Below are 19716 nucleotides of genomic sequence, written 5' to 3'. Positions count from 1 at the left end.
GTCAGTAGTCGACGACGACGCGGGCCGCGAGGCGCGGCTTGAGCCAGCCCGCAACCTCCAGGTGGGCGGGGTGGGACTGGTAGGCGCGCAACGCGTCCACGTTGGTGTGTGTGCTGATCATGCACAGGTCGTAGGAGACCGGGGTCCGCAGCGTGTCCAGGGCGACGGTCAGCGTCGCGATCTCATCAATTGTGCTGGCCAGACCTTCCAGCAGCGACCTCGCCTTGGCAGCATCGGCCGCATCGTCGAACTTCATGAGTACCACGTGCGTAAACACCTGTTCTTCCCCCTGTTCCCCGGCGTCGCCCGAGTGTATGTTCTGGAAACAGCGTTTCGCCAGGGGAACCGGAGCGGGAATGACCATCAGGGTTGCCGCCGTACAGTTCGAGGCCGGCCAGGACATCGGGGCCAATCTGGCCACCTGCCTGCGCCTGGTCACCGACGCCGCCCGACAGGGCGCACAACTCGTTGTGCTACCCGAGTTCTGCAACCATCTGGCCTGGTACACCGACCGCGCCCAGGCGCACGCCCTGGCCACCCGGCCGGGCGACGATTTCCTCACCGCGATCTCCGCGAGCGCCGCCGAGCACCGGGTGTACATAAAGATCAATGTCACGCACGCCTATCCCGACGGGCGCACCGGCGGCACCAACTTCCTCTTCGGCCCGGACGGGACGCTGCTCGGCAGCTGCGACAAGCAGGTCCTGATGGGTGCCGAGAACGACCACCTCGACCCGGCGACCGAGGTCGGACCGGTGCTCGACACCCCGATCGGCCGGCTCGGCATGTACGCCTGCATGGAGGGCGTCATTCCCGAGACCACCCGCGGGCTCACGCTGCGCGGCGCGCAGGTGCTGCTCAACAGCCTGAACTCGTTCGCCACCGATGAGGCCGCGCTGCACATTCCGGTGCGGGCCGCGGAGAACCGGGCCTGGGTGATCGCCGCCAACAAGGTCGGTCCGCTGCTGCCCGCCGAGCATCTGCCGGCCATGAGCCGCGGCCTGGGCGTGCCGGAGCAGTGGCTGCACGGGGCCGGCGAGTCGCAGATCGTCGCACCGGACGGCACGGTGCTGGCCAAGGGGCCGCGTACCGGTGAGGCGGTCGTCATCGCCGACATCGCTCCGGAGCGCGCCGACGACAAGCACCGCCCGGACGGCAGCGACATCCTCGCGGCCCGCCGGCCGGAACTCTACGGCCCGCTCGGGGACGCGCCGACCGGACGCCGTCGGCCGCCCAGCGCGCCGAGCCTGCCGGTCGCCGTGGTCCGCCCGCAGGACCCGGGCGAGGCGGCCGACCTGCTCGCCAAGGCGGTCGCCGAAGGCGCGCTGCTCGCCGTGCTCGCCGAGAACGCCCTCGGCACGCACGTCGGGCCGGCCGAGGTGGCCGCGACGCTGGCACCGGCACTGCGTGGCACCAACGGGTACGCGGTGGCCACCGCCCGCACCGCCAACGGCCCGGTCGGGCTGCTCATCGGCCCGGATGGCGTGCTCGGCGAGCAGCCACAACTGCATCCGGCCGGCGCGGCCCGCGACGCCGCGCGGCCCGGAGACGCGCTGCGCACCTTCGACCTGCCCTGGGGGCGGCTGGCGATCGTGGTCGGCGACGACGCGATCTTCCCGGAGACGTTCCGGCTCGCCGCGCTCGCCGACGCCGATGTGGTCGCCGTGCCGTTCACCCCGAGCGAGCCCTGGGAGCTGGCGCTGGGCCTGCCGGAGCGGGCCGCGGAGAACCGGCTCAACGTGATCGCCGCCGGGCCGCTCGGCACCGGCGCCGCGGTCTTCGCCCTCAGCGCCGACTTCACCCTCTGGACCACCTGGGCCGGGCCGTTCACCGGCCGGATCAGCAGCCCACTGCGCACCGACATCGCCGCCGACCGGCCCGTCACGCATGCCGTCGTGGCCCCGGCGCAGGCGGCGAACAGGCTCGTCTCCCGCCGCACCGACCTCGTCGACGGCCGCCCGTGGCGGCTCGTCCAGGCCCTTACCGAAAGGCGCTGACCGTGGCCGACATCTTGAAACACGTCGAGGAGATGCTCGACGACTCCCCCACTGTCGACGTCCACGAGACGTTCCACCGGTACCAGGCACTCCTGGATGAGCTGAAGGCCAAGATCACCGCACGGTTCGCGCTGACCCGCGACCCGTCCACCGAGGCGCTGGAAAACTACGGGGACTACCCGAACGGACCGGGCGGCTCACTCGCCGCGTACACCGGACCCGAGGTCGACTGGCTCGTGCACTCCTGGCTGGGCAACCCGGGTGCCAGCTTCGCCAACCTGCACCTGACGTGCTGGCTGGGCCCGCAGGTCAGGGTGCCGCACCTGGGATTGGCCCTGCTGGTCTGGCCCGGCGGCTGGTTCTACGTCGACTCGGTGCCCCGGGTCAACATGGTCGAGGACGGCGACTACTACGACCGGTACTACGAGCCGGCCAACGAAGAGTGGCTGCAACTGCGCAACGACCCGGCGTTCGACTACTTCGTCAGCCGCGCCGGGTTCATCCGGGCCAGCCTGTCACCGACGGCGTACTGCTACTCCTTCGACCGCAGCCCGGAGAACATCGAGAAGGTCAGCCAGGTGACCCACGCCCACGTCGACCGCTGGCTGCGCTGGGTCGACGAGGCCGAGCCGGTGCCGGCCGAGGAGCGGGCCGCGCTCGCCGAGACCGATCTGCGGATCCGCCGCAATATCGCCGACCGCGACCCGGCGAACGTGATGGGCGTGCGCTACTTCGGCGAGGAGACCACCAACCAACTCGTCCGCGCGCTCTGGGGCGGCGACCGCGAACTCCCCCGGCCGTCGGCATGAGCGGTGGGCAGGAGGGCGGTGTCCGGTCGGTCTGGTGGGCCGTACGCGTCCCTGGCGCGCCGGCACCGTTCGACACCGCGCACCTGCGGGTCTACTACCCGGCCCGGCCCACCGGCTCGGACGCCGAGCGGCTCAGCGGGGTGCTGGCGGCCGACCCGGCCGGTGCCCCGTACCCGGTGGTCCTGCTGGTCTCAGGCGTCAACGTCGGGCAGGACGCCTACCGCTGGCTGGCGGTGGAACTGGCCGCCCGGGGCGTCGTCGCGGTGACCTACGACTGGGTCGGAGTGCTCTTCGCCGGCCTGCACGGGATCACTCCCGGCGTCGACCTGGACGCGGCCCGGCCGGACGGATACGGCAAACGACCGACCAGCCCGTCGCTACGCCCGGTGCTCGACGCGCTGGCGCAGCTCACCGGGCCGCTCGACGGGTTGCTCGACCTCGACCGGGTGGCGCTGGTGGGTCACTCGGCCGGCGGTACGGTCGCGCTGCAGTCGGCGCGGTTCCTGCCCGAGGTCCGTGCGGTGGCCAGCTACGGGGCGCACACCATGGTGGCGACCATGCTCGGTTGGCCGGCCGGCACCGTGCTGCCGGCCCAGGTGGACTGCCCGGTCATGCTGCTCGCCGGCACCCACGACGGCGTGATCAACGGCTCGGCCGACCGGTACGGCGAGGACACGGCCACCCGCGCCGACCCGATCACCCGCACCTTCGACGAGGCGCTGCCCGACGCGGGCGGCACCAACCTGCTGGTGCGGCTGGCCGGCGCAAACCACTTCAGCATCGTGCACCCGCTCGATCCCACCTCGGCGCGCGCCTTCCTCGACGAGGAGGCGACCGCCGAGCCGGAAGCCACCCGCGCGCTCCTGGTCGACCTGCTGTCCGGGTTCCTCGCCGTCCACCTTCGCGGCGAACCGGCCGACGGCTTCGACCGATTGCTGGCACAGCTCGGCACCACCTCTTCGATCGCCTCGTTCCGTCGGAGGTAAGCCACCATGCTCAAGAACTTCTGGTACGCGGTCGAGTTCTCCGACCGGGTCACCACCAAGCCGGCCCGGATCACCGTGCTCGGCCAGTACCTGGCCCTCTACCGCACCCCGCGCGGGCGCGTGGTGGCTCTGTCCGACCTGTGCGTGCACCGGGGCGCGGCGCTCTCCGGCGGCTCGACGGCCGGCGAGAACATCGTCTGCCCGTATCACGGCTGGGAGTTCGAGCCGGGTGGGGCGTGCACGAAGATCCCGGCGAACCAGCCCGGCCGGGGCATCCCGAACAAGGCCCGGGTCGACTCGTACCCCGTGCAGGAGCGCTACGGCTTCGTCTGGGTCTTCATGGGCGACCTGCCCGAGGCCGAGCGACCGCCGATCCCGGTCTGGCCGGAGTTCGACAACCTGGTGGAGAACGGCGGCAAGTTCCGCGCGGTGACCGGCGAGTTCCTGTGGAAGGCCAACTACGAGCGGATCCTGGAGAACGGCTGCGACATCGCGCACGCGCCCTTCGTGCACGGCGGCGCATTCGGCAACCCGCAGAAGCCCGAGGTTCCCGAGTACGAGCTCGAAATCCCCGACGAGTGGTCGGCGTTCGCCACTGTCAGCCTGCACCCGCCGCGCTCCAAGGGCCTCTGGTCGCTGGTCAACCGCAACAACGCGGACCTGGCCAACCGCCCGCCGGTGGTCACCTCCGCCGGTTGGATGCTGCCCAACATGATCAAGCTCCACGTCCGGCTGTCGATCGGTGAGCTGATCATCTACGACACCAACATTCCGGTGGACGAGACGACCACGCTGGTCAAGTGGGTCGCACTGCGCACCTTCTTCACCGGGGCGTGGGCCAACCGCAACGCCGTACAGCGCGTCCTCAAGATCTTCTACCAGGACGCCGAGGTGGTGAACAACGTCCGCCCCGAGCTGCTTCCGTTCGACCTCGGCGCGGAACTGCACGTCAAGAGCGACCTCATCGCGGTGCACTACCGGCGACGCCGCCAGGAGCTGGCCGAACGAGGCTGGATGCTCTCCGACGCCGACCGGATCACGGGCGACGTGCCGCGCCGGGAGGCGACAGTCATCCCCTCGCCGGCCCGAAGGGAGAACCCGGAGCTGGCCCGCGCCTGGGTGCACAAGGCCAAGGGCGACCACCCGACCGTGGCGGAGGCGCAGCGGATCGGGCTCAAGCGCATCACCGAGGAAGAGGGCGCCGACGCCGCCGCAGGAGCCGAGGCGCAGGCGAGCCCCACCAGCAGCGCGACGACGAAGGAGCAGGCATGAGTCTCCCGCTGGAACTCTGCGAGAACACGGTGGCCCACCTGACCGCCCGGCACCCGCTCACCGCGGTCATCGACGAGCCGCTGAGCAGCCCGATGTCACCCGACCCGGTGGGTGCGCTGCGGGTCTGGCAGGGCGCACCCGGTCAGCCGGTGGCCAAGGTGGTCTACGTCGGGCTGGTCGTTCCGATGATCCGCCTCGACAGCCACATGGTCTTCGCCTTCACCGCCGCCGACAGCGCGGTCCCGCACTTCACCCTGGACTCGGTGTACGGCGGCGACTACTACGCCTACCACCTCGACCTGATTCCCCGGGCCGAGCTGAGCAGCCACCTGCCCTACCTGGACGCGGCGTACCAGCCGCTCACCCCGGTCTTCACCGAGGCCAGCGCGATGGACGGGCTGAGCCGGGCCGACATCGGGCCGCGCCAGCACGCGCTGATGTCGCCGTGGATGCTGGTCAGCCGGGCCACCGAGGAGGCGTTCCGGAAGATCGGAACCGCCGTCTCCGCGTACGCCGAGCACTGGTCCGCGCTGGTCACCGACGGCCTACCGGCCGACGTCGTGGCCGGCCTGGCCGACACCGACCTGGCCGCCCGCGACACCGCCGTGCGGGTCAACCTGTTCAGTCCCGACGTCGACCCGGTCTGGGCCCGGGTCACCCGGCTGATCGGCGAGCCGGCGACCGACCGGATCCGGGCGGAGCTGATCGGCAATGGGTGAACCGACCGCACCGGCGGCCGCTGAACCGAGCGAGTGGCAGCAGCGGATCGCCGGCGAGTGGCACGGCCGGCCGTCGCTGTTCACCGCCACCGGCGTCTGGCAGGGCTTCGAGAAGATCCGCCGCTCGTCGGTCTTCGCCGACGGCGTCACCACGTACTTCATGGACGGCGGGCTGGTCGGCGGGGGCGAGCTGGCCGGGCGCTACCGGCTGGGCGCGCCGTTCGCCTTCGGCGTCATCGACTCCGACGCCGACCGGGTCTACACCGGCCCCGACTTCTTCGGCACCGGCCAGCCGTACGGCTCCTTTGTAGACTCGCACTACTACGGCCCCGGCTGGCAGGTCGACCTGAACACCTGGAATCAGGTGCTGCCCGACGGCGAGACCCAGGTCTACTCGTCGATGCTCTACCAGGGCTGGACGGTGGTGGGCTGCTTCAACGGCGTCTACACCCGAAGCTTCGACCACGACACCAACCCGGACACCCGCGAGCGGGTGGCGGGGTTCCTGTCCGCCGAGGAGCGGCGCGGTCCGGTGCCGTACATCCTGCCGACCAAGCAGGCCGGCGCGTTCACCGGCAGCTGCGAGCTGTGGGGCGCCGACCAGCAGCTGCGCGGCGAGGTCGCGGTGCGCCTCGACCTGGAGCCGATCAACCTGCTGCGCACCCGGCGGGTGGTCAGCTGGGCCGGTGCTGGCCTGGACCGGCGGTACGTGGTCGAGCAGCGCCGCGACGGTGACCGGCTGTTCTTCGAGGGCCCCGACGCCTGGGGCAACGCGCAGGGCTTCGGCCGGGCCAGCTACCCGTCCTGGCACTTTCACGCTGACGGCGGCGACGTGTGGAAGGTCAAGGGCCGCGAGTTCGCCATCGACGCCGAACCGGGCATGTCCGCCGGCGGGCGCCTCGCCGTGGTGTACGAGCTGTTCCGGGGCAACGTGCTGGACAGCGTCCTACACGGCCTGCTCGCCTGGGAGCCAGCCGAATGACCGCGGTGGTGGTGACCGGCGGCACCCGCGGGATCGGTGCCGGCCTGGTACGCGCGCTGCTGGCCCGCGGCGCCCGGGTCGCGTTCTGCGGACGCAACGCGGAGTCGGTGGCAACTGCGCTCACCACACTGCGTTCCGAAGCCTCCGTGCCGGCCGGAGCCGAAGTGCTCGGGGTACGTGCGGACGTCACCGACCGCGCCGACGTGTCCGTGCTCTGGTCGACGGCCGCCGAGGCGTTCGGCGGGGTCGACATCTGGATCAACAACGCGGGCACGAACCATGCCCGCCGCCCACTGTGGGAGCTGCCGCCGGCAGAGCTGGACGGAGTGCTCGCGGCGAACCTCGGCGGGGTGGCCCGGGCCAGCGCGGTGGTGCTCACCGCGATGATCGAGCAGGGCCGCGGCGCGCTGTGGAACATGGAGGGCTTCGGCTCCAACGGCCAGGCCCGGCCGGGGCTGACCGGCTACGGGGCATCGAAGCGCGCGGTCACCTACCTGACCGACGGGCTGGCCAAGGAGCTCGCCGCAGCCAAGGTCGCCGACCGGGTCACCGTGCACCACCTCTCCCCCGGCATCGTCGTGACCGACCTGCTCACCCACGACTACCCGCCGGACGAGCTGGCGAAGGCCAAGAAGGTCTTCAACATCCTCGGTGACCGGGTCGAGACGGTCACCCCGTGGCTGGCCGACCGGGTCCTCGCCGGGGGCCGCAACGGCAGCCGGGCCGCCTGGCTGACCAGCCGCAAGGCCGCCGCTCGGTTCGCCGTCGCCGCCTTCCGCAAGCGCGACCTCTTCGACGAGCCCGTCGGCGGGCCTGCGGTGATCCGGCGCGAGCACCTGTCGTGAACGGCAGCGACTACACAGTCGTCCTCGCGCTGGAGGACTTCGTGCCGACCGGTCTGGCGCTGGTCGGGTTCTGGATCCTGGCCAGCGTGGCCGCCCGGGTCGTGCCGCGGGTGGGCCCGGTCGCCCGCGCCAGCGCCGTCCTGATCGGCCTCGGCGGCCTGGCCAAGTCGACCTGGAAGCTGCTGCTGGCCGGATTCTCGATCGACCTGCCCTGGCTGGAGGCGGCGCTGTTCCCGCTGATGGCGGTCGGCGCGGTCGGGCTGATCTGGGGCCTGGCGAACGCGCTGCGCGGGCGCAGCATGCCGTGGTGGCCGTTCGCCGCCGTGCTGGCCGTGACCGCCGGCGTGGCCGCCGCGTACGCCATCTTCGCCCCCATCTTCGCCCTCGCCACCACTGGCGTGACCACCGTCAGCGTCCTGGCCGCGATCATCGCCGGCCGGCGGCGCGCCTGGGGTGCGGTGGCGCTCTACGTCACCGGGCTGGCCTGCGTGCTGCTGCTGGTGCCGCTGCGCAACCACCCGGATCACGAAACCCTGGCCATGCAGTGGGTGGAGCAGGGCACCAACACCCTCGGACAGGCGGCGCTGCTGGCCGCTGCGTGGCTGACCGTGCGCGCTCACCACCCGGCCTCGACCACGACCACGTCCCACCCGACCCCCGCCCAGGAAGGAGCCGTCCGCTCATGACCGACGCGCTCGGCTGGCGCCGCAAGTTCGGCGTCATCGCCCCGTCGACCAACACCATCGTGGAGCCGGACTTCTACCGGATGACAGTGCCCGGGGTGACCGCGCACTTCTCCCGGATCCACATCCGCGACCAGGACCTCTCCAGCGACGGCAACTTCGAAAACCTCCTGACCCAGATCCGCGACGAGATCGGCGGGGCCTGCGAGCGGGTGCTGACCTGCGAGCCCGACTACATGGTGATGGGCATGTCCGCCGAGACGTTCTGGGGCGGCGTCGAGGGCAATCGGCAGTTCGTCGCCCAGATCAAGGCGATCACCGGGCTGGAGGTGGCGACCGGCGCGGAGGCGTGTGAGCGGGCACTGCGCCTCTACGGCGCACGCCGCATAGGCGTGGTCACACCGTACCAACCGATCGGCGACACGAACGTCGTGCAGTTCTTCTCCGAGATCGGCTTCGAGGTGGCCGCGATCGAGGGGCTCAAGTGCCCGACCGCGGTCTCCATCGCGCACGTTCCGGAGGACGAGTTGCGCCGGGCGCTGCTGGCCGTGGATGGCCCGGACGTGGACGCCCTGGTCCAGTGCGGTACCAACCTGTCGATGGTCGGGCTGGCCGACGAGGCCGAACGCTGGCTCGGCAAGCCGGTGATCGCCATCAACGCGGCGACCTGGTGGATGGCGCTGCGCGAGAACGGGATCACCGACAAGGTGTACGGCGCCGGTTCCCTGCTGCGCGAGCACTGACACGGCGCTGTCGGCGAACGCAAGCGGCGCGGGCCGGGGCAGCATCCCCGGCCCGCGCCGTTCGCCGGTTCAGCTGCGTAGCAGACGGCGACGCCTCGGCAGCACCACGACAAGACCGACACCGAGCAGGAGCGCCGCGCTCGACCAGAGCAGTATCAGCGTCGTCACGCCCCCCTCGCCCGTGGTCGGCAGCGACCCACCACCGTCGCCGTTGCCACCGCCGCCGCCTTCGCCCTCGTCGTCGGTCGCGGCCCGCGACTTCACCGTGAACTTGGCGACGATCGACGTCTCCTTCGGGCCGGTGACCGGGTCGGCGCCGGCGTTGCACTCGGTGTCGACCTGCGGGTGATCGAAGACGACGTTGGTGACCGTCAGACTGACCAGGCCCGCCTGCGAGGTGGTGTAGGTCCCGGTCAGCGTCGCGCCGGGCAGGATCGCGTTGGCGTCGATCGCGCCGTACGCCGGGCCCGTCAGGTTGACCGTGCCGCTGCCCACCCCGCCGACCTTGACGGTCGCCTTGGGCACCAGGTCACCGGCGCCGACAGGCACCGGTCCGCTCTTCGGGCCGGCTGAGAACTTCAGGCTCACCGTCACCTTGGCACCCCGACCGGGGTTGCTGGGCGACATGCTCAACGTGTGCGTGGCGGTCCACGTGGAGAGGCTGCTCAGCGTCTTGCAGTTCAGCTTCACGCTTTTCGGGCCGAAGGGTTGGGCCGGCGTGTCGACCTCGTCGGTTGCCGTCGGCGGCGGGTCGTCCGTCGCGGACGGCAGGAGCGACGGCGACGGTTTCGCCGAGGGCGGCGGCGTTGCCGAGGCGGACGGGCTCGGCGGTGGGGTCGCGGTGCCGGTACCGCCGACGGTGAAGCTCTCCACGATGGAGGTCGGCACCGGTGCAGCCTTGTGGTCGCGGTCGCCGGCCGCCGAGCAGTGCGTCGTGGCCGAGGCGTTGGCGAAGGTGACCCGCCCGACGGTGAGCGTCGCCGCTCCGGCGGCGGCGGCGAAGTAGGTGCCGGTCGCGGTGATCGGGCCGAGCGGTTGCGCCGGGGCGACGGCCCGCGCGGGGTACGAGGACATCCGCAGCATCGCGCTGCCGGAGAGCGAGCCGCCCAGGGCCAGCGTGACGTTCACCGGAACGTCACCGGCGTTCAGCCCCACCGGCCCGTTGTCGGGGCCGGTGGGCGCGGTGAGTGTGACGGTCACCGTGTCGCCGACCTTCGGCTCGGCCGGCGACTGGGTCAGGGTGAAGGTGTCCTGCCAGACCGTCGGCGAGCTGCCGGTACCGGCGTCGTTGAAGTAGAGCCGGCAGCCCAGCGTCGCGGCCGTGGGACCGATCGCCGCGGCCGGTGGCGCCGCCCGGGCGGGGACCGCCGCCGGGATCGTCAGCAGCAGCGGCGCCAGGACGAGCGCGGGCGCTGCCATCCGGACGGGGAAACGACGTCGGGTCATGAGGACCTCCGGTTCCGGTAGGGCATCAGCACGAGCAGGCCGATGCAGAGCAACAGCAGGCCGGAGCCGACCAGCACGGTGACGGCGTACCGGTCCGGGCCGGCGTTCACCCGGTTGGCGTTGACCAGCGTCGGGGCCGATGTGCCGGCGGCGCCCGCCGGCCCGGTCGGGGGTGGGGTGGTGGCGGCCGGCGTGGCCGGGGGTGCCGCCGGCGCGGCTGGGGTCGCGGACGGGGTTGCCGGTGCGGGCTTCTGCGCCGGCTTCTTGCCGAACGTCAACGTCACCGAGACCTTGTTGGCCTCGACCTGGTCGGCGTTGCCGCTCGTGGGCAGGATCTGCGCCGCGACCACGCACTCGCGCTTGGTGCAGTCGAACGCGCCGAACTTCTGGGCCAGCTTCAGGGTGACCGTGGGCAGCTTCCCGCTGCCGTCGGCGTTGACGAACGCGGCGCCGCCGGACAGGTTGCAGTCGGTTGGGCCCTTGAAGCCGGCGACGCACTGACCGACGGCGATCTGTTTCAGGTTCGGGGCGAAACCCGAACCGTTGACGATGACCTGCTGCTTGTCCGTCAGCCCGGTGGTCACGCTGACGGTGAGGGCCGGCGCGGCGAACGCGGCCGGGGGTGCTGCCACGACGGCGAGGCCACTGCTGGTGGCGAGCAGGGCGGCGAGCGTGAGCGCCCGGCGGCGGAAGGTTCGCACGGCGATCTCCTGACAGGTTCGGCGCAGGCCGGCACGGGCAAGTGGCGGGGCGACGCGGAGCGGGCTCACGACGGCACCGTCGTACGCTGAGCGGGCACGCCGGAGCGGTTGACGGCAGCGTGGTCGGTGCCGAGGTAGGAGCGGACCACGTCGGGGTGGGCGCGGACCTCCTGCGGGGTGCCGTCGGCGATGACCCGGCCGCCGTCCATCGCGACCAGGCGGTCGGCGAGCCGGGCGAGCAGTGGCAGGTCGTGCTCGATGATGACCATGGTGACCCCGAGTTCGTCGTGGATCCGGCGCAGCACCTCGCCCAGCGCAACGCCGTCGGTCTGGGACACTCCCGATGAGGGCTCGTCGAGCAGCAGCAGCGCCGGCTCCAGCGCCAGCAGGCAGGTGATCTCGACGATCCGGCGGGTGCCGGTGGACAGTTCCCCGACCAACCGATCGGCGAGCGGGGCCAGGCCCATCAGCGTGACGAGTTCCTCGGCCCGGTGGCGCTTGGCCTGGTCCGGCCCGGTGGCACCAAGAGCCGCGGCGACGAGGCTGGTCGGTGCGGTGCGTTCACCGGCCACCATGACGGTCTCCAGCACCGTCATGGTGGCGAAGAGCCGGGCGTCCTGGAACGAGCGCACCAGCCCGAGACCGGCCCGCCGCTGCGGCGACAGCCCGGTGACCGGGCGGCCGGCGAACAGGACCGCGCCCCGGTCGGGGCGGGTGAAGCCGGCGATGATTTCGAAGAGGGTGGTCTTGCCGGCGCCGTTCGGGCCGATGATGCCGACCACCTCGCCGGCGGCGACGTCCAGGCTGGCCCCGGCGACGGCCCGCACGCCGCCGAAGGAGCGGGCCACCTCCCGCACCGAGAGCAGCGGCTCGCCGATCGCCGCCGGTCGCAGCGGGACGGTGCGCGGCGGCAGCGTGATCGGGCCACCGGAGCCGGCGGCCTGCGCCGGCCCGCCCATCTCCTCGGTGGTGGACGGCGTCGGCGCGTCGCGGTCGCGGGCGATCAGCGCGGCGATCCGGTCACGCAGCCACAGCACCGGCCCGCCGAGTCCGGCCGGCAGCGCGATCACCACGACCAGCCAGACCAGGGTCAGCGCGGCCTGGCCGATGATGTCCAGTTCCAGGAATCCGGGTACGCCGACGATCAGGAACGCCCCGAGCAGCGGGCCGCCCAGCAGCGTGATCCCGCCGACCACCACTGTGGCGACGACGTCGATGCTGGCCGAGGCCGGGAACGTGTTCACGGTGAGCTGGCTCTGCCCGTGGCCGATCACCGCCCCGCCGAGACCGGCGAGCGCGCCCGCGACCGCGTACGCCTGCAGGACCCGCACCGGCACCGCGACGGTGAACGCGCGGGCGGCGTCGGCGTTGTCACGCAGCGCCACCAGGATCCGCCCGAAGGCGCCGGCGCGCAGGTTGGCGGTGACCCACAGGCCCAGCAGCAGCACCACCAGCGCGAACAGGTAGTAGTCGGTGGCCAGGTCGAAGGTGTGGCCGAGGATGCGCGGCTTGGGCACCTGCGCGCCATCGCCGAGCAGCCAACCCTGCCGCAGCAGAAACGTGCTGGTGGCCAGCGCGAAGGCGAGCGTGGTGACGGCGAGGGCGAGCCCGCGCAGGCGCAGCGCCGGCACGCCGACCGCGACTGCGGCCAGCGCCGCCGCCGCGCAGCCGGCGAGGATCCCCAGGAACAGGTTGCCGGTCCGCACGGAGACCTGCACCGACACCGCGGCGCCGATGCCGGCGAACGCGAACTGGCCCAGGGACAGCTCGCCGGCCACACCGGTGACCAGCCCGATCGACAGGCCCACCAGGGTGAAGCCGATGATCGCGATGAGCACCGAGGCGGTCTCATTGCTGATCACGAAGGCCAGCACGGCGGCGACGGCGAAGCCCACCCCGGCGACGACCCGGCCCAGGTTGCGCAGCAGCCAGACCCGTTGGTAGGCGGCGGGCAGCGGCGGCGCACCGATCCGGCCCCAGCCGCTGTCCTCGCCGTCGCGGCGCGCGCGGACCGGCTGGGCCAGCAGCGCGACCAGGATGACCGCGACCAGGGCCAGCTCGACGAGGCCGCCGCTGGACTGACCGGACAGCAGGATCTGCTCGCCCACCCCGATGCCCAGCGAGGCGCCGAACGCGATCGGGACGGAGGAGAACCGGGCGATCACCGCGCCGGCGAGGCCCCGCACCAGCAGAGCCGGGCCGAGCGACTCAATCGACTGGGTGCCCTGGGTCGGCGCCATGAGGATCGCCGAGAAGGCGGCCACGGCACCGGCGATCGACCAGGCGAGGGTCGCCATCCGGGCTGCGGTGACGCCGTTGAGGGTGGCCGCGTCGGGGGCGTCGGCGGCGGCCCGGATCGCCAGCCCGAACCGGCTGCGCTTGAGAAACATGGCGAGCCCGACCAGCAGCACCGGAGTGAGCAGCAGCATCGCGGTGAACGCCGGGCCGACCGGGGTGTTGCCGATGGTGAACGACGGCATGCCGGGCGGCGCCGGGAACGCCGGGCCGCTGGCACCCGAGCTGTTCACCAGCAGGGCGAGCACGAGCACGAACTGGGACAGCCCGAGGGTGGCGATCATGCCGATCACCCGGGGCCGGTGCCGCAGCCGGCGGACCACGCTCAGCTCGATCGCGCCGGAAACCGCGGCGGCGGCGAGCATCCCGACCGGCAGGGCGAGCCAGTACGGCAGCACCCCGTCACCGACCAGCCGGCCGAGCACGGCGGCGCCGAACACCCCGACCGCGCCGTGTGCGAAGTTGACGAACCGGCTGGACCGGTAGACCAGCACCAGCCCGACCGCCAGCAGCCCGTACGTGAGGCCGGTGAACAGGCCCAGCACGATGCGGTCCGGGCCGACGTCGAAACCGCCGATCATCGGATCACCGCCCCGTCCACCGGGGTGGCCTCCGACGTGGGCGCGTCCTGCGCCTGGGGCGCGGGCTCGGTGGCCTGCGCCTGGGGCGCGGGCTCGGCGGCCTCGGCCGGCGCGTGGCCGCCGAGCATCAGGGCCCGAACCAGGTCCGGCTGACCGGCCAGCTCGCCCGCGGTGTGCTCGGCGACCATCGCACCCTTCTCCATGAAGTAGATCCGGTCGGCCAGCGACAGCGCCACATTGACGGACTGCTCCACCACCAGCACCGAGGTGCCCAGCGCGTTGAGTCGGCGCAGCATCTCCAGCAGGCCGCCGACGACGACTGGGGCCAGACCGAGCGACAACTCGTCGACCAGCAGCATCCGGGGGCGCTGGATCAGCGTCTTGGCGAGCACGAGCAGTTGCCGCTCACCGCCCGACAGGGTGGCGGCGACCTGGTCGCGCCGCTCGTAGAGGCGGGGAAAGACGGCGAACGACGCGTCGACCCCCCGGTGCACCGCGTCGCTGCGCCGGCCCAGCGCGTAGCCGTGCATGCGCAGGTTCTCGGTGACGGTGAGCGAGCCGAACACCGCCTGACCGACCACCGTGGACAGACCGAGCTCGATCCGGCGGGGCGCGGTCAGCGCGGTCACGTCGACCCCGCCGAGCCGAACCACCCCGGCTGCGGGGCGATGCAGGCCGGAGAGCACCCGCAGGAACGTGGTCTTGCCGACCCCGTTCGGGCCGCAGATCGCCACCATCTCGCCGTCGCCGACGCGTACTGCCGCGTCGTAGAGCACCTGGACCGGACCGTACGCCGCGTCGATGCCGGAGCAGGAGAGAGCGGCCGGACGTGCGCCGCTGTGCCGTAGCCGGGCGACCTCCGCCTCGTCGGCGAGTACCCGGGCCAACCGCTCGGCGTCGGCGGCGGCGGTGCGGCGGAGCCGTCGGGCGTAGCCGGCGCCGACCAGCACCGCCGCCGCGGCCACCGCCAACGCCGGACCGGCGCCGTACCGGGTGTTGAGCAGGGCGAGCAGGCCGGCGCCGCCCAGGCCACCGGCCAGGGACAGCACCGATGTCGCCGCCACGAACGCGGGGCGGGCGTCGGGGTGGAGCACCTCGGCGGCGATGCGTTCGCCCGAGACGGCGAGCGCGACCAGCGCACCGACGGCGACGGCCAGGCCGGATGCGAACAGCACGACGCCGACCGTGGCCCCTACGGACAGGGCACCGGCGGCGACGAGCAACCCGGCCGGGGCTGCGGCGACGGCGAGGCGCAGCGCCCGCTCCCCGCGCAGGAGCACCGCAAGCGCGGCCCCGGCGAGCAGCGCGTCGCCGATGACTCCGACGGCGCCGCGCGGACCGAGGCCGAACCCGGTGCGCAGCACGTCGACGGCGAAGATCAGCGCGCCGGGCACGATCATGCCGAGGCCGGCCTGGGCCAGGACGGCGGTACGCGCGGTGGGTGGGCGGGTGGCGTTGTCGAACAGGGTGCGTAGCGCCGGTGGCCAGCCGGCATCGCCCGGCAGTTCCGCGGCGGTCGCCCCGGCCAGCACGCCGAGCGCCGCGAGGACGCCCGCCGCCGCCCAGTGGTACCCGGATCCGCCGCCGGTGCCGCTGGCGAGCAGCGCGGCCAGGCCGAGCCCGTTCAGCAGCCCCACGTGCCAGTACCGCAGGGCGGCCGTCGCGGCGGCGATCGCGCGGCCAGACACCACCAGGACCGCCCAGGGCAGCCCGAGCGCGGTGAGCGCGAGCAGCCCCGGCACCGGGGCGGCGACGTTGACCACCAGCAGCAGCGCGGCGCCCAGCCCGGCGCCAGCGAGCAGCGCGGCGCGTACCGGATGGCGGTGCGGTACCCGCTGCACGACCGCGACGGTCGCGGCCGCGCCGACCACCGCGGCGGCGATCACCGCGGTCAGCACGCTGGTCAGGTCGACATCGAGACCCCGGGCGAGTCCCGCGGCGCCGAGCAGCGGCACCCCGGTCAGCAAGCCGCTGGCCGTACCCGCTCCCCAGCCCGCGCTGCGGGAACGCCATGCTCTCGCACCGTCGCGGGCGGTGCCCGGCGGGACGCTCCGGCGGGTGTTGTCATCGGGTCGCAAAGGACACGTCCTCCCCGCGGTAGGTGAAGCAGGCGCAGCCGCTGTCGTAGCCGAACGCCCGGTAGCCGTTCGAGGCAGCGAACCGGTCCGGGCCGAGCCGCCCGGAGAAACCGGTGGCCGGCTGGAACTGCGTGTCGAGCCTGCCCACGGCCGCCAGCCACCGGTGCGCGTTGAGGTCCGCGCCGAGGTCCTTCGCGCCGGTCTGCAGCAGCAGGACCGCGTCGCAGTACGGGAAGGCCACGCGGGCGTTCTCGCGGGTGCCGAACGACTCCCCCGCTGCGGCGAAGATGCCCAGGCAGGCTCGTTCGGGGTCGGTGGCGGGGAAGGCGTACTCCCGGTCGGCGACGTCCTGGCTGGGGTTGAAGCCGATGCCCACCGCCCCGGTCAGTGCCTCGCGCGGAATGATGTCCGGGTTGCCGATCAGGAAGCTGGGATTGTCGTAGCTGGAGATGCCGTACCGGGCGGTGAAGCCCTGGGCGGACGCGGAGGTGAGGAAGAAGGAGGCCAGCCGGGTCCCGCCGAGGAAGAAGACCCGCTCGACTCGCTTGGCCCGCAGGTCGACGGCGGCCTGGTTGAGCCCCGTGTTGAGGGTGCCCAGGTCGGTGGAGTCGATCCAGGCCACGGTCGGGGTGATTTCCCGCTGCTTCAGGTACGGCACCACGTGCTGCTCGTACATCGCGCGGTTGGCCGGTGCGTCGACCGCGACGATGCCCGCCTGCCGGGCACCGTCGAAGAAGCCCTGCGCGGCCAGCGCCGGCAGGTACGCGCGCACGAAGTCGTCGTACGCGGGGTAGGCCGGGGCGAACAGGTATGGCGCGAGGCGCTCGTTCGTCGCCTGGTCGATGGTGATCAGGGTGGCGTCGAGCACCAGGGTGTGCCGCTGTGCGTAGCAGGGGCGGGCGTTGGCCTGCAACTGGCCGGTGAGCACGACCGCGAACGCGCGGTCGTCCTGGGTGATCTGGTTGCAGAGCTTCTCCTCGGCGGCCGGTGAGTCGTCGCTCGCCTCGTAGTTGCGGAAGATCGCTCGCATCCGCCGGCCGGCGATGCCGCCGTTGGCGTTGACGTGGCTTTCCAGCGCCCGCATCTGGCGTACCGGGTCGCCGGCCGAGGCGGTGTTGAACCCGGTCAGGTTCGCCGTCCTGGTCAGGTCGGTGCCGACGAACACGACGGTGACCGCGTCGGCGGTGACGCCGGGTCCGACGCCGGTGCCGTCGGCGCCGCCCACTCCGGGCAGCACCGCGCCGCAGCCGACGAAGGCGAGCAGCGCGGCGACGGTGGCGACGGCCGCCCGTACCGTCAGGGCCCGGTCCCAGCCGGTGGTGTGGGTGCCAGGGTCGCGACTCATCGAGGGCTCCCGAGGTAGGTGTCGAGCGCGGCCAGATCGATCACGGCGGCGGCGCTCTGGTTGCCGGTGCGTGCTCCGGCCGGCGTGGCCGCGCCTGGGCGGGCGGCGAGCACCGCGTCGAGGGCGGTGAGGTCGATGACCGCGGTGCCGGCGGCCTCGGTGCCGGGTCCGTTCGGCAGTCCGGTGTCGCCGAGCAGGTCCCGCAGCGCGGCGGCGCTCAGGTGGGCGTTGGCCCGTCGACGTAGCCGGCCGGCGCCGGGAGCGTCGTCGAAGACGAGGTACGCCCCGAGTGAGCCGACCCGCACGACGGACGGCAGCAGCGTGCCGGTCGGGGCGGCGGCCATCGCGGGCAGCGGCGGGCGGTCGCGTCGGTTGGCGATGCGGCGGGCGATGCCCACGATGATCAGCGTCCCGCCGAGCAGGTGCACCAGGAACAGGCCCCATGGGTACGTCCGGAGCGTCGTCTCGGCAGGGCCGAACCCGCCCAGGTCGGCCTGCACGGTGTACCGGCCGAACGCGGCGAACGGGGTGGTGACGGGTATCCGGTAGGTGCGTGTCTCGCCCGGCCGGATGCTGCCGGTGCCGGGCGTGCTGACCCGGTCGCCGCCGCCGTCCCGGCCGATCCGGACGTTGAGGGGCGGGTTGGGCAGCGGGTGCGGCCCGGGGTTGTGCACTGTGTAGACGAGGGTCCGGGTCGCGGCGGCGCCGAAGAGGCTCTGCCAGCCCGGCCGGCCGGCGATCCTCGCCTCGACCAGGTCGAGGCGGACCGGGGCGGCCGACACGGTGGGGGTCTCCCCCATGGTGTGCCCGGTGAGTTCCAGCGGCGCGTCGACCTGGCCGCGCGCGGTGCCGCCGACGAGCGTGGCGTGCACGACGCACGGGCAGGGCACCGGCGGGGTGCCGAGCACGAGTTGCACCGCGAAGGTGCCGTCCGGGCGCACCGGAACGGCCAGGGCGGCACGTGTGTCGCAGGAGGCCGAACCACCGATGGCGAGTTGCCCGCAGGTGACGAGCTGGACCAGTGTGCCGCCGGGCCAGCCGGTGCCGTTCACCCCGAGCCGGTCGCCCGGTGCCGCCGCCGGGGCGGCGAGGGTCAGTCCCTCGGCTGCCCACGCCGGCCCGGTGGGCAGTGCCAGCCCGATGACCAGCCCGCACACGACGGCGGTCAGGGTGCGTCCGATCCTCGTCATCCGACCTCCGCGTGCGCGCGGACGCGTGGGACGCCCCGGGGACGGGCCACCTGGGCGCGGCGGCGCCTGCGCCAGGCCACGACTGCGGCGGCGATCAGCGCGGCGAGTGCGGCGACGCCGGTCCAGGAGACGACGACGGTACGGGTGGTCCGCACCGTGAGCACGCCGCCGTCGGCCTTCGCCGTCACGGTGGCGGTGACGACGTCGACCGGCCACAGCCCGGTGAACCGGGTACGCATCCGCGACTCGGCGCCCGGAACCAGGTCGAGCTGTGGGGTGGCGCCACGCTGGTGGATCCGGTGGCCGAACATGCCGGAGGCGGTGACCGTGATGGTGGGGGCGAGGCTCAGGTTGCCGGTGTTGGCCAGGGTGTATTCCAGGGCACCGTCGACCGGCGTGGGCAGCCAGGGCGTCGGGTGCGTCAGGTCCAGGTCGGCGAGGTTGAGCCCGGGCATCTCCGGCCCGGCCACCCGCAGGTAGATGCGGGCGCCGACGGCCCGCTGCACCGCGACGGCGACGCCGTTCTGCTCGCTCCGGCCGCCCGGAACGGACTCCATCGCGACGATGCCGCCGATGTGGTCGCCGGGGCTGGCGTTCGTGGGGATGGTGATGGTGAACGGGATGTCGGCCTGCGCCTTGGGCGGGAGCACCACGGTGCCGGCGCCGACCACCGTCCACACACCGATGTCCGACTGCTTCTCGGTGAGCTGGCGCAGCGCGAATCCGCCGTCGCGGGCGGTGTTGTAGGCGTCAGCGCCGTACACGGTGAAGGTGCGCTCGGTGTCGGTGCGGTTGATCACCCGCACGGAGTCGGTGAGGGTCCGGCCGGCGGGTGACTCGAGGAAGAAGTAGAGCCGGGGGGTGGGTCCGGCGTTGGCCGGCGGGGTGGGCACGACGGCCCACTCGCCGTTGTCCGCAGCGGCGGCCGGCCTGATCGGGACGACGGTCAGCGTGACAGCGGCGACTGCGGCGGCGAGGGCTGCCGCACCGGTGCGGAGGCGGCGTGGCCAGAGGGGGTGACGCACGCGGTTCCACCCTTCGACT

The 19716-nt window shown here is 73.0% G+C and carries 17 protein-coding genes; 9 read left to right on the top strand and 8 right to left on the bottom strand.

Annotated features, from left to right (window positions below):
* Position 1: 1 nt before the first annotated feature.
* Positions 2–364, bottom strand: coding sequence for a Dabb family protein (locus AC3CF1_RS28395; protein WP_354980313.1), 363 nt, complete (start codon positions 362–364; stop codon positions 2–4).
* Here AC3CF1_RS28395 and AC3CF1_RS28390 point away from each other — a divergent pair.
* Genes AC3CF1_RS28390 through AC3CF1_RS28350 form a run of 9 tightly spaced genes read left to right on the top strand, consistent with a single transcriptional unit; the run spans position 357 to position 9036 of the window.
* Entirely contained in the window at positions 357–1997 is a 1641-nt protein-coding gene (locus tag AC3CF1_RS28390) for a nitrilase-related carbon-nitrogen hydrolase (protein ID WP_354980312.1), read from the top strand. The genes AC3CF1_RS28395 and AC3CF1_RS28390 overlap by 8 nt on opposite strands.
* A gap of 2 nt (positions 1998–1999) precedes the next feature.
* Complete coding sequence (locus AC3CF1_RS28385; RefSeq protein ID WP_488451650.1) at positions 2000–2806, top strand: oxidoreductase; 807 nt, start codon at positions 2000–2002, stop codon at positions 2804–2806.
* Positions 2803–3792, top strand: a complete 990-nt coding sequence (locus AC3CF1_RS28380) for an alpha/beta hydrolase family protein (protein WP_488451649.1) — start codon at positions 2803–2805, stop codon at positions 3790–3792. Before AC3CF1_RS28385 ends, AC3CF1_RS28380 begins: the two co-directional genes overlap by 4 nt.
* A 6-nt stretch (positions 3793–3798) precedes the next feature.
* Entirely contained in the window at positions 3799–5064 is a 1266-nt protein-coding gene (locus tag AC3CF1_RS28375; RefSeq protein WP_328365351.1) for an aromatic ring-hydroxylating dioxygenase subunit alpha, read from the top strand.
* Positions 5061–5783 carry a hypothetical protein gene (locus AC3CF1_RS28370; protein WP_488451648.1) on the top strand — a complete coding sequence of 241 codons (723 nt, stop codon included), beginning with the start codon at positions 5061–5063 and terminating at the stop codon, positions 5781–5783. The genes AC3CF1_RS28375 and AC3CF1_RS28370 overlap by 4 nt, the downstream gene beginning before the upstream one ends.
* Positions 5776–6765 carry a hypothetical protein gene (locus AC3CF1_RS28365; RefSeq protein ID WP_354980307.1) on the top strand — a complete coding sequence of 330 codons (990 nt, stop codon included), beginning with the start codon at positions 5776–5778 and terminating at the stop codon, positions 6763–6765. Before AC3CF1_RS28370 ends, AC3CF1_RS28365 begins: the two co-directional genes overlap by 8 nt.
* On the top strand, positions 6762–7610 hold the full coding sequence (locus AC3CF1_RS28360) for an SDR family NAD(P)-dependent oxidoreductase (RefSeq protein ID WP_488451647.1): 849 nt from the start codon (positions 6762–6764) through the stop codon (positions 7608–7610). The genes AC3CF1_RS28365 and AC3CF1_RS28360 overlap by 4 nt, the downstream gene beginning before the upstream one ends.
* The gene (locus tag AC3CF1_RS28355; RefSeq protein WP_488451646.1) at positions 7607–8296 is read left to right on the top strand and encodes a hypothetical protein; all 690 of its coding nucleotides are present in this window, start codon (positions 7607–7609) and stop codon (positions 8294–8296) included. Before AC3CF1_RS28360 ends, AC3CF1_RS28355 begins: the two co-directional genes overlap by 4 nt.
* Positions 8293–9036 carry a maleate cis-trans isomerase family protein gene (locus AC3CF1_RS28350; protein ID WP_088946999.1) on the top strand — a complete coding sequence of 248 codons (744 nt, stop codon included), beginning with the start codon at positions 8293–8295 and terminating at the stop codon, positions 9034–9036. Before AC3CF1_RS28355 ends, AC3CF1_RS28350 begins: the two co-directional genes overlap by 4 nt.
* Before the next feature lie 69 nt (positions 9037–9105).
* Here the strand turns inward: AC3CF1_RS28350 and AC3CF1_RS28345 are convergent, their stop codons facing one another.
* The 7 genes from AC3CF1_RS28345 to AC3CF1_RS28315 form a co-directional block, all read right to left on the bottom strand.
* A complete protein-coding gene (locus AC3CF1_RS28345) occupies positions 9106–10482 on the bottom strand; it encodes a hypothetical protein (RefSeq protein WP_355163614.1) in 1377 nt (458 codons plus the stop codon).
* Complete coding sequence (locus AC3CF1_RS28340) at positions 10479–11183, bottom strand: neocarzinostatin apoprotein domain-containing protein (RefSeq protein ID WP_488451645.1); 705 nt, start codon at positions 11181–11183, stop codon at positions 10479–10481. Before AC3CF1_RS28340 ends, AC3CF1_RS28345 begins: the two co-directional genes overlap by 4 nt.
* A gap of 65 nt (positions 11184–11248) precedes the next feature.
* Complete coding sequence (locus AC3CF1_RS28335; RefSeq protein ID WP_488451644.1) at positions 11249–14059, bottom strand: ABC transporter permease subunit; 2811 nt, start codon at positions 14057–14059, stop codon at positions 11249–11251.
* Entirely contained in the window at positions 14056–16137 is a 2082-nt protein-coding gene (locus tag AC3CF1_RS28330; RefSeq protein WP_488451643.1) for an ABC transporter ATP-binding protein, read from the bottom strand. The genes AC3CF1_RS28335 and AC3CF1_RS28330 overlap by 4 nt, the downstream gene beginning before the upstream one ends.
* Positions 16124–17482, bottom strand: a complete 1359-nt coding sequence (locus AC3CF1_RS28325; protein WP_355163678.1) for a type 1 periplasmic-binding domain-containing protein — start codon at positions 17480–17482, stop codon at positions 16124–16126. The genes AC3CF1_RS28330 and AC3CF1_RS28325 overlap by 14 nt, the downstream gene beginning before the upstream one ends.
* The gene (locus AC3CF1_RS28320; RefSeq protein WP_488451642.1) at positions 17479–18672 is read right to left on the bottom strand and encodes a hypothetical protein; all 1194 of its coding nucleotides are present in this window, start codon (positions 18670–18672) and stop codon (positions 17479–17481) included. The genes AC3CF1_RS28325 and AC3CF1_RS28320 overlap by 4 nt, the downstream gene beginning before the upstream one ends.
* Positions 18669–19697 carry a WxL protein peptidoglycan domain-containing protein gene (locus tag AC3CF1_RS28315; RefSeq protein WP_354980301.1) on the bottom strand — a complete coding sequence of 343 codons (1029 nt, stop codon included), beginning with the start codon at positions 19695–19697 and terminating at the stop codon, positions 18669–18671. Before AC3CF1_RS28315 ends, AC3CF1_RS28320 begins: the two co-directional genes overlap by 4 nt.
* Positions 19698–19716 lie beyond the last annotated feature (19 nt).

This window comes from Micromonospora sp. MGP-C2 (genome assembly GCF_057766525.1).
The sequence above is the reverse complement of the archived record's forward strand: the minus strand, read 5'-3'. Positions and strand labels throughout refer to the sequence as shown.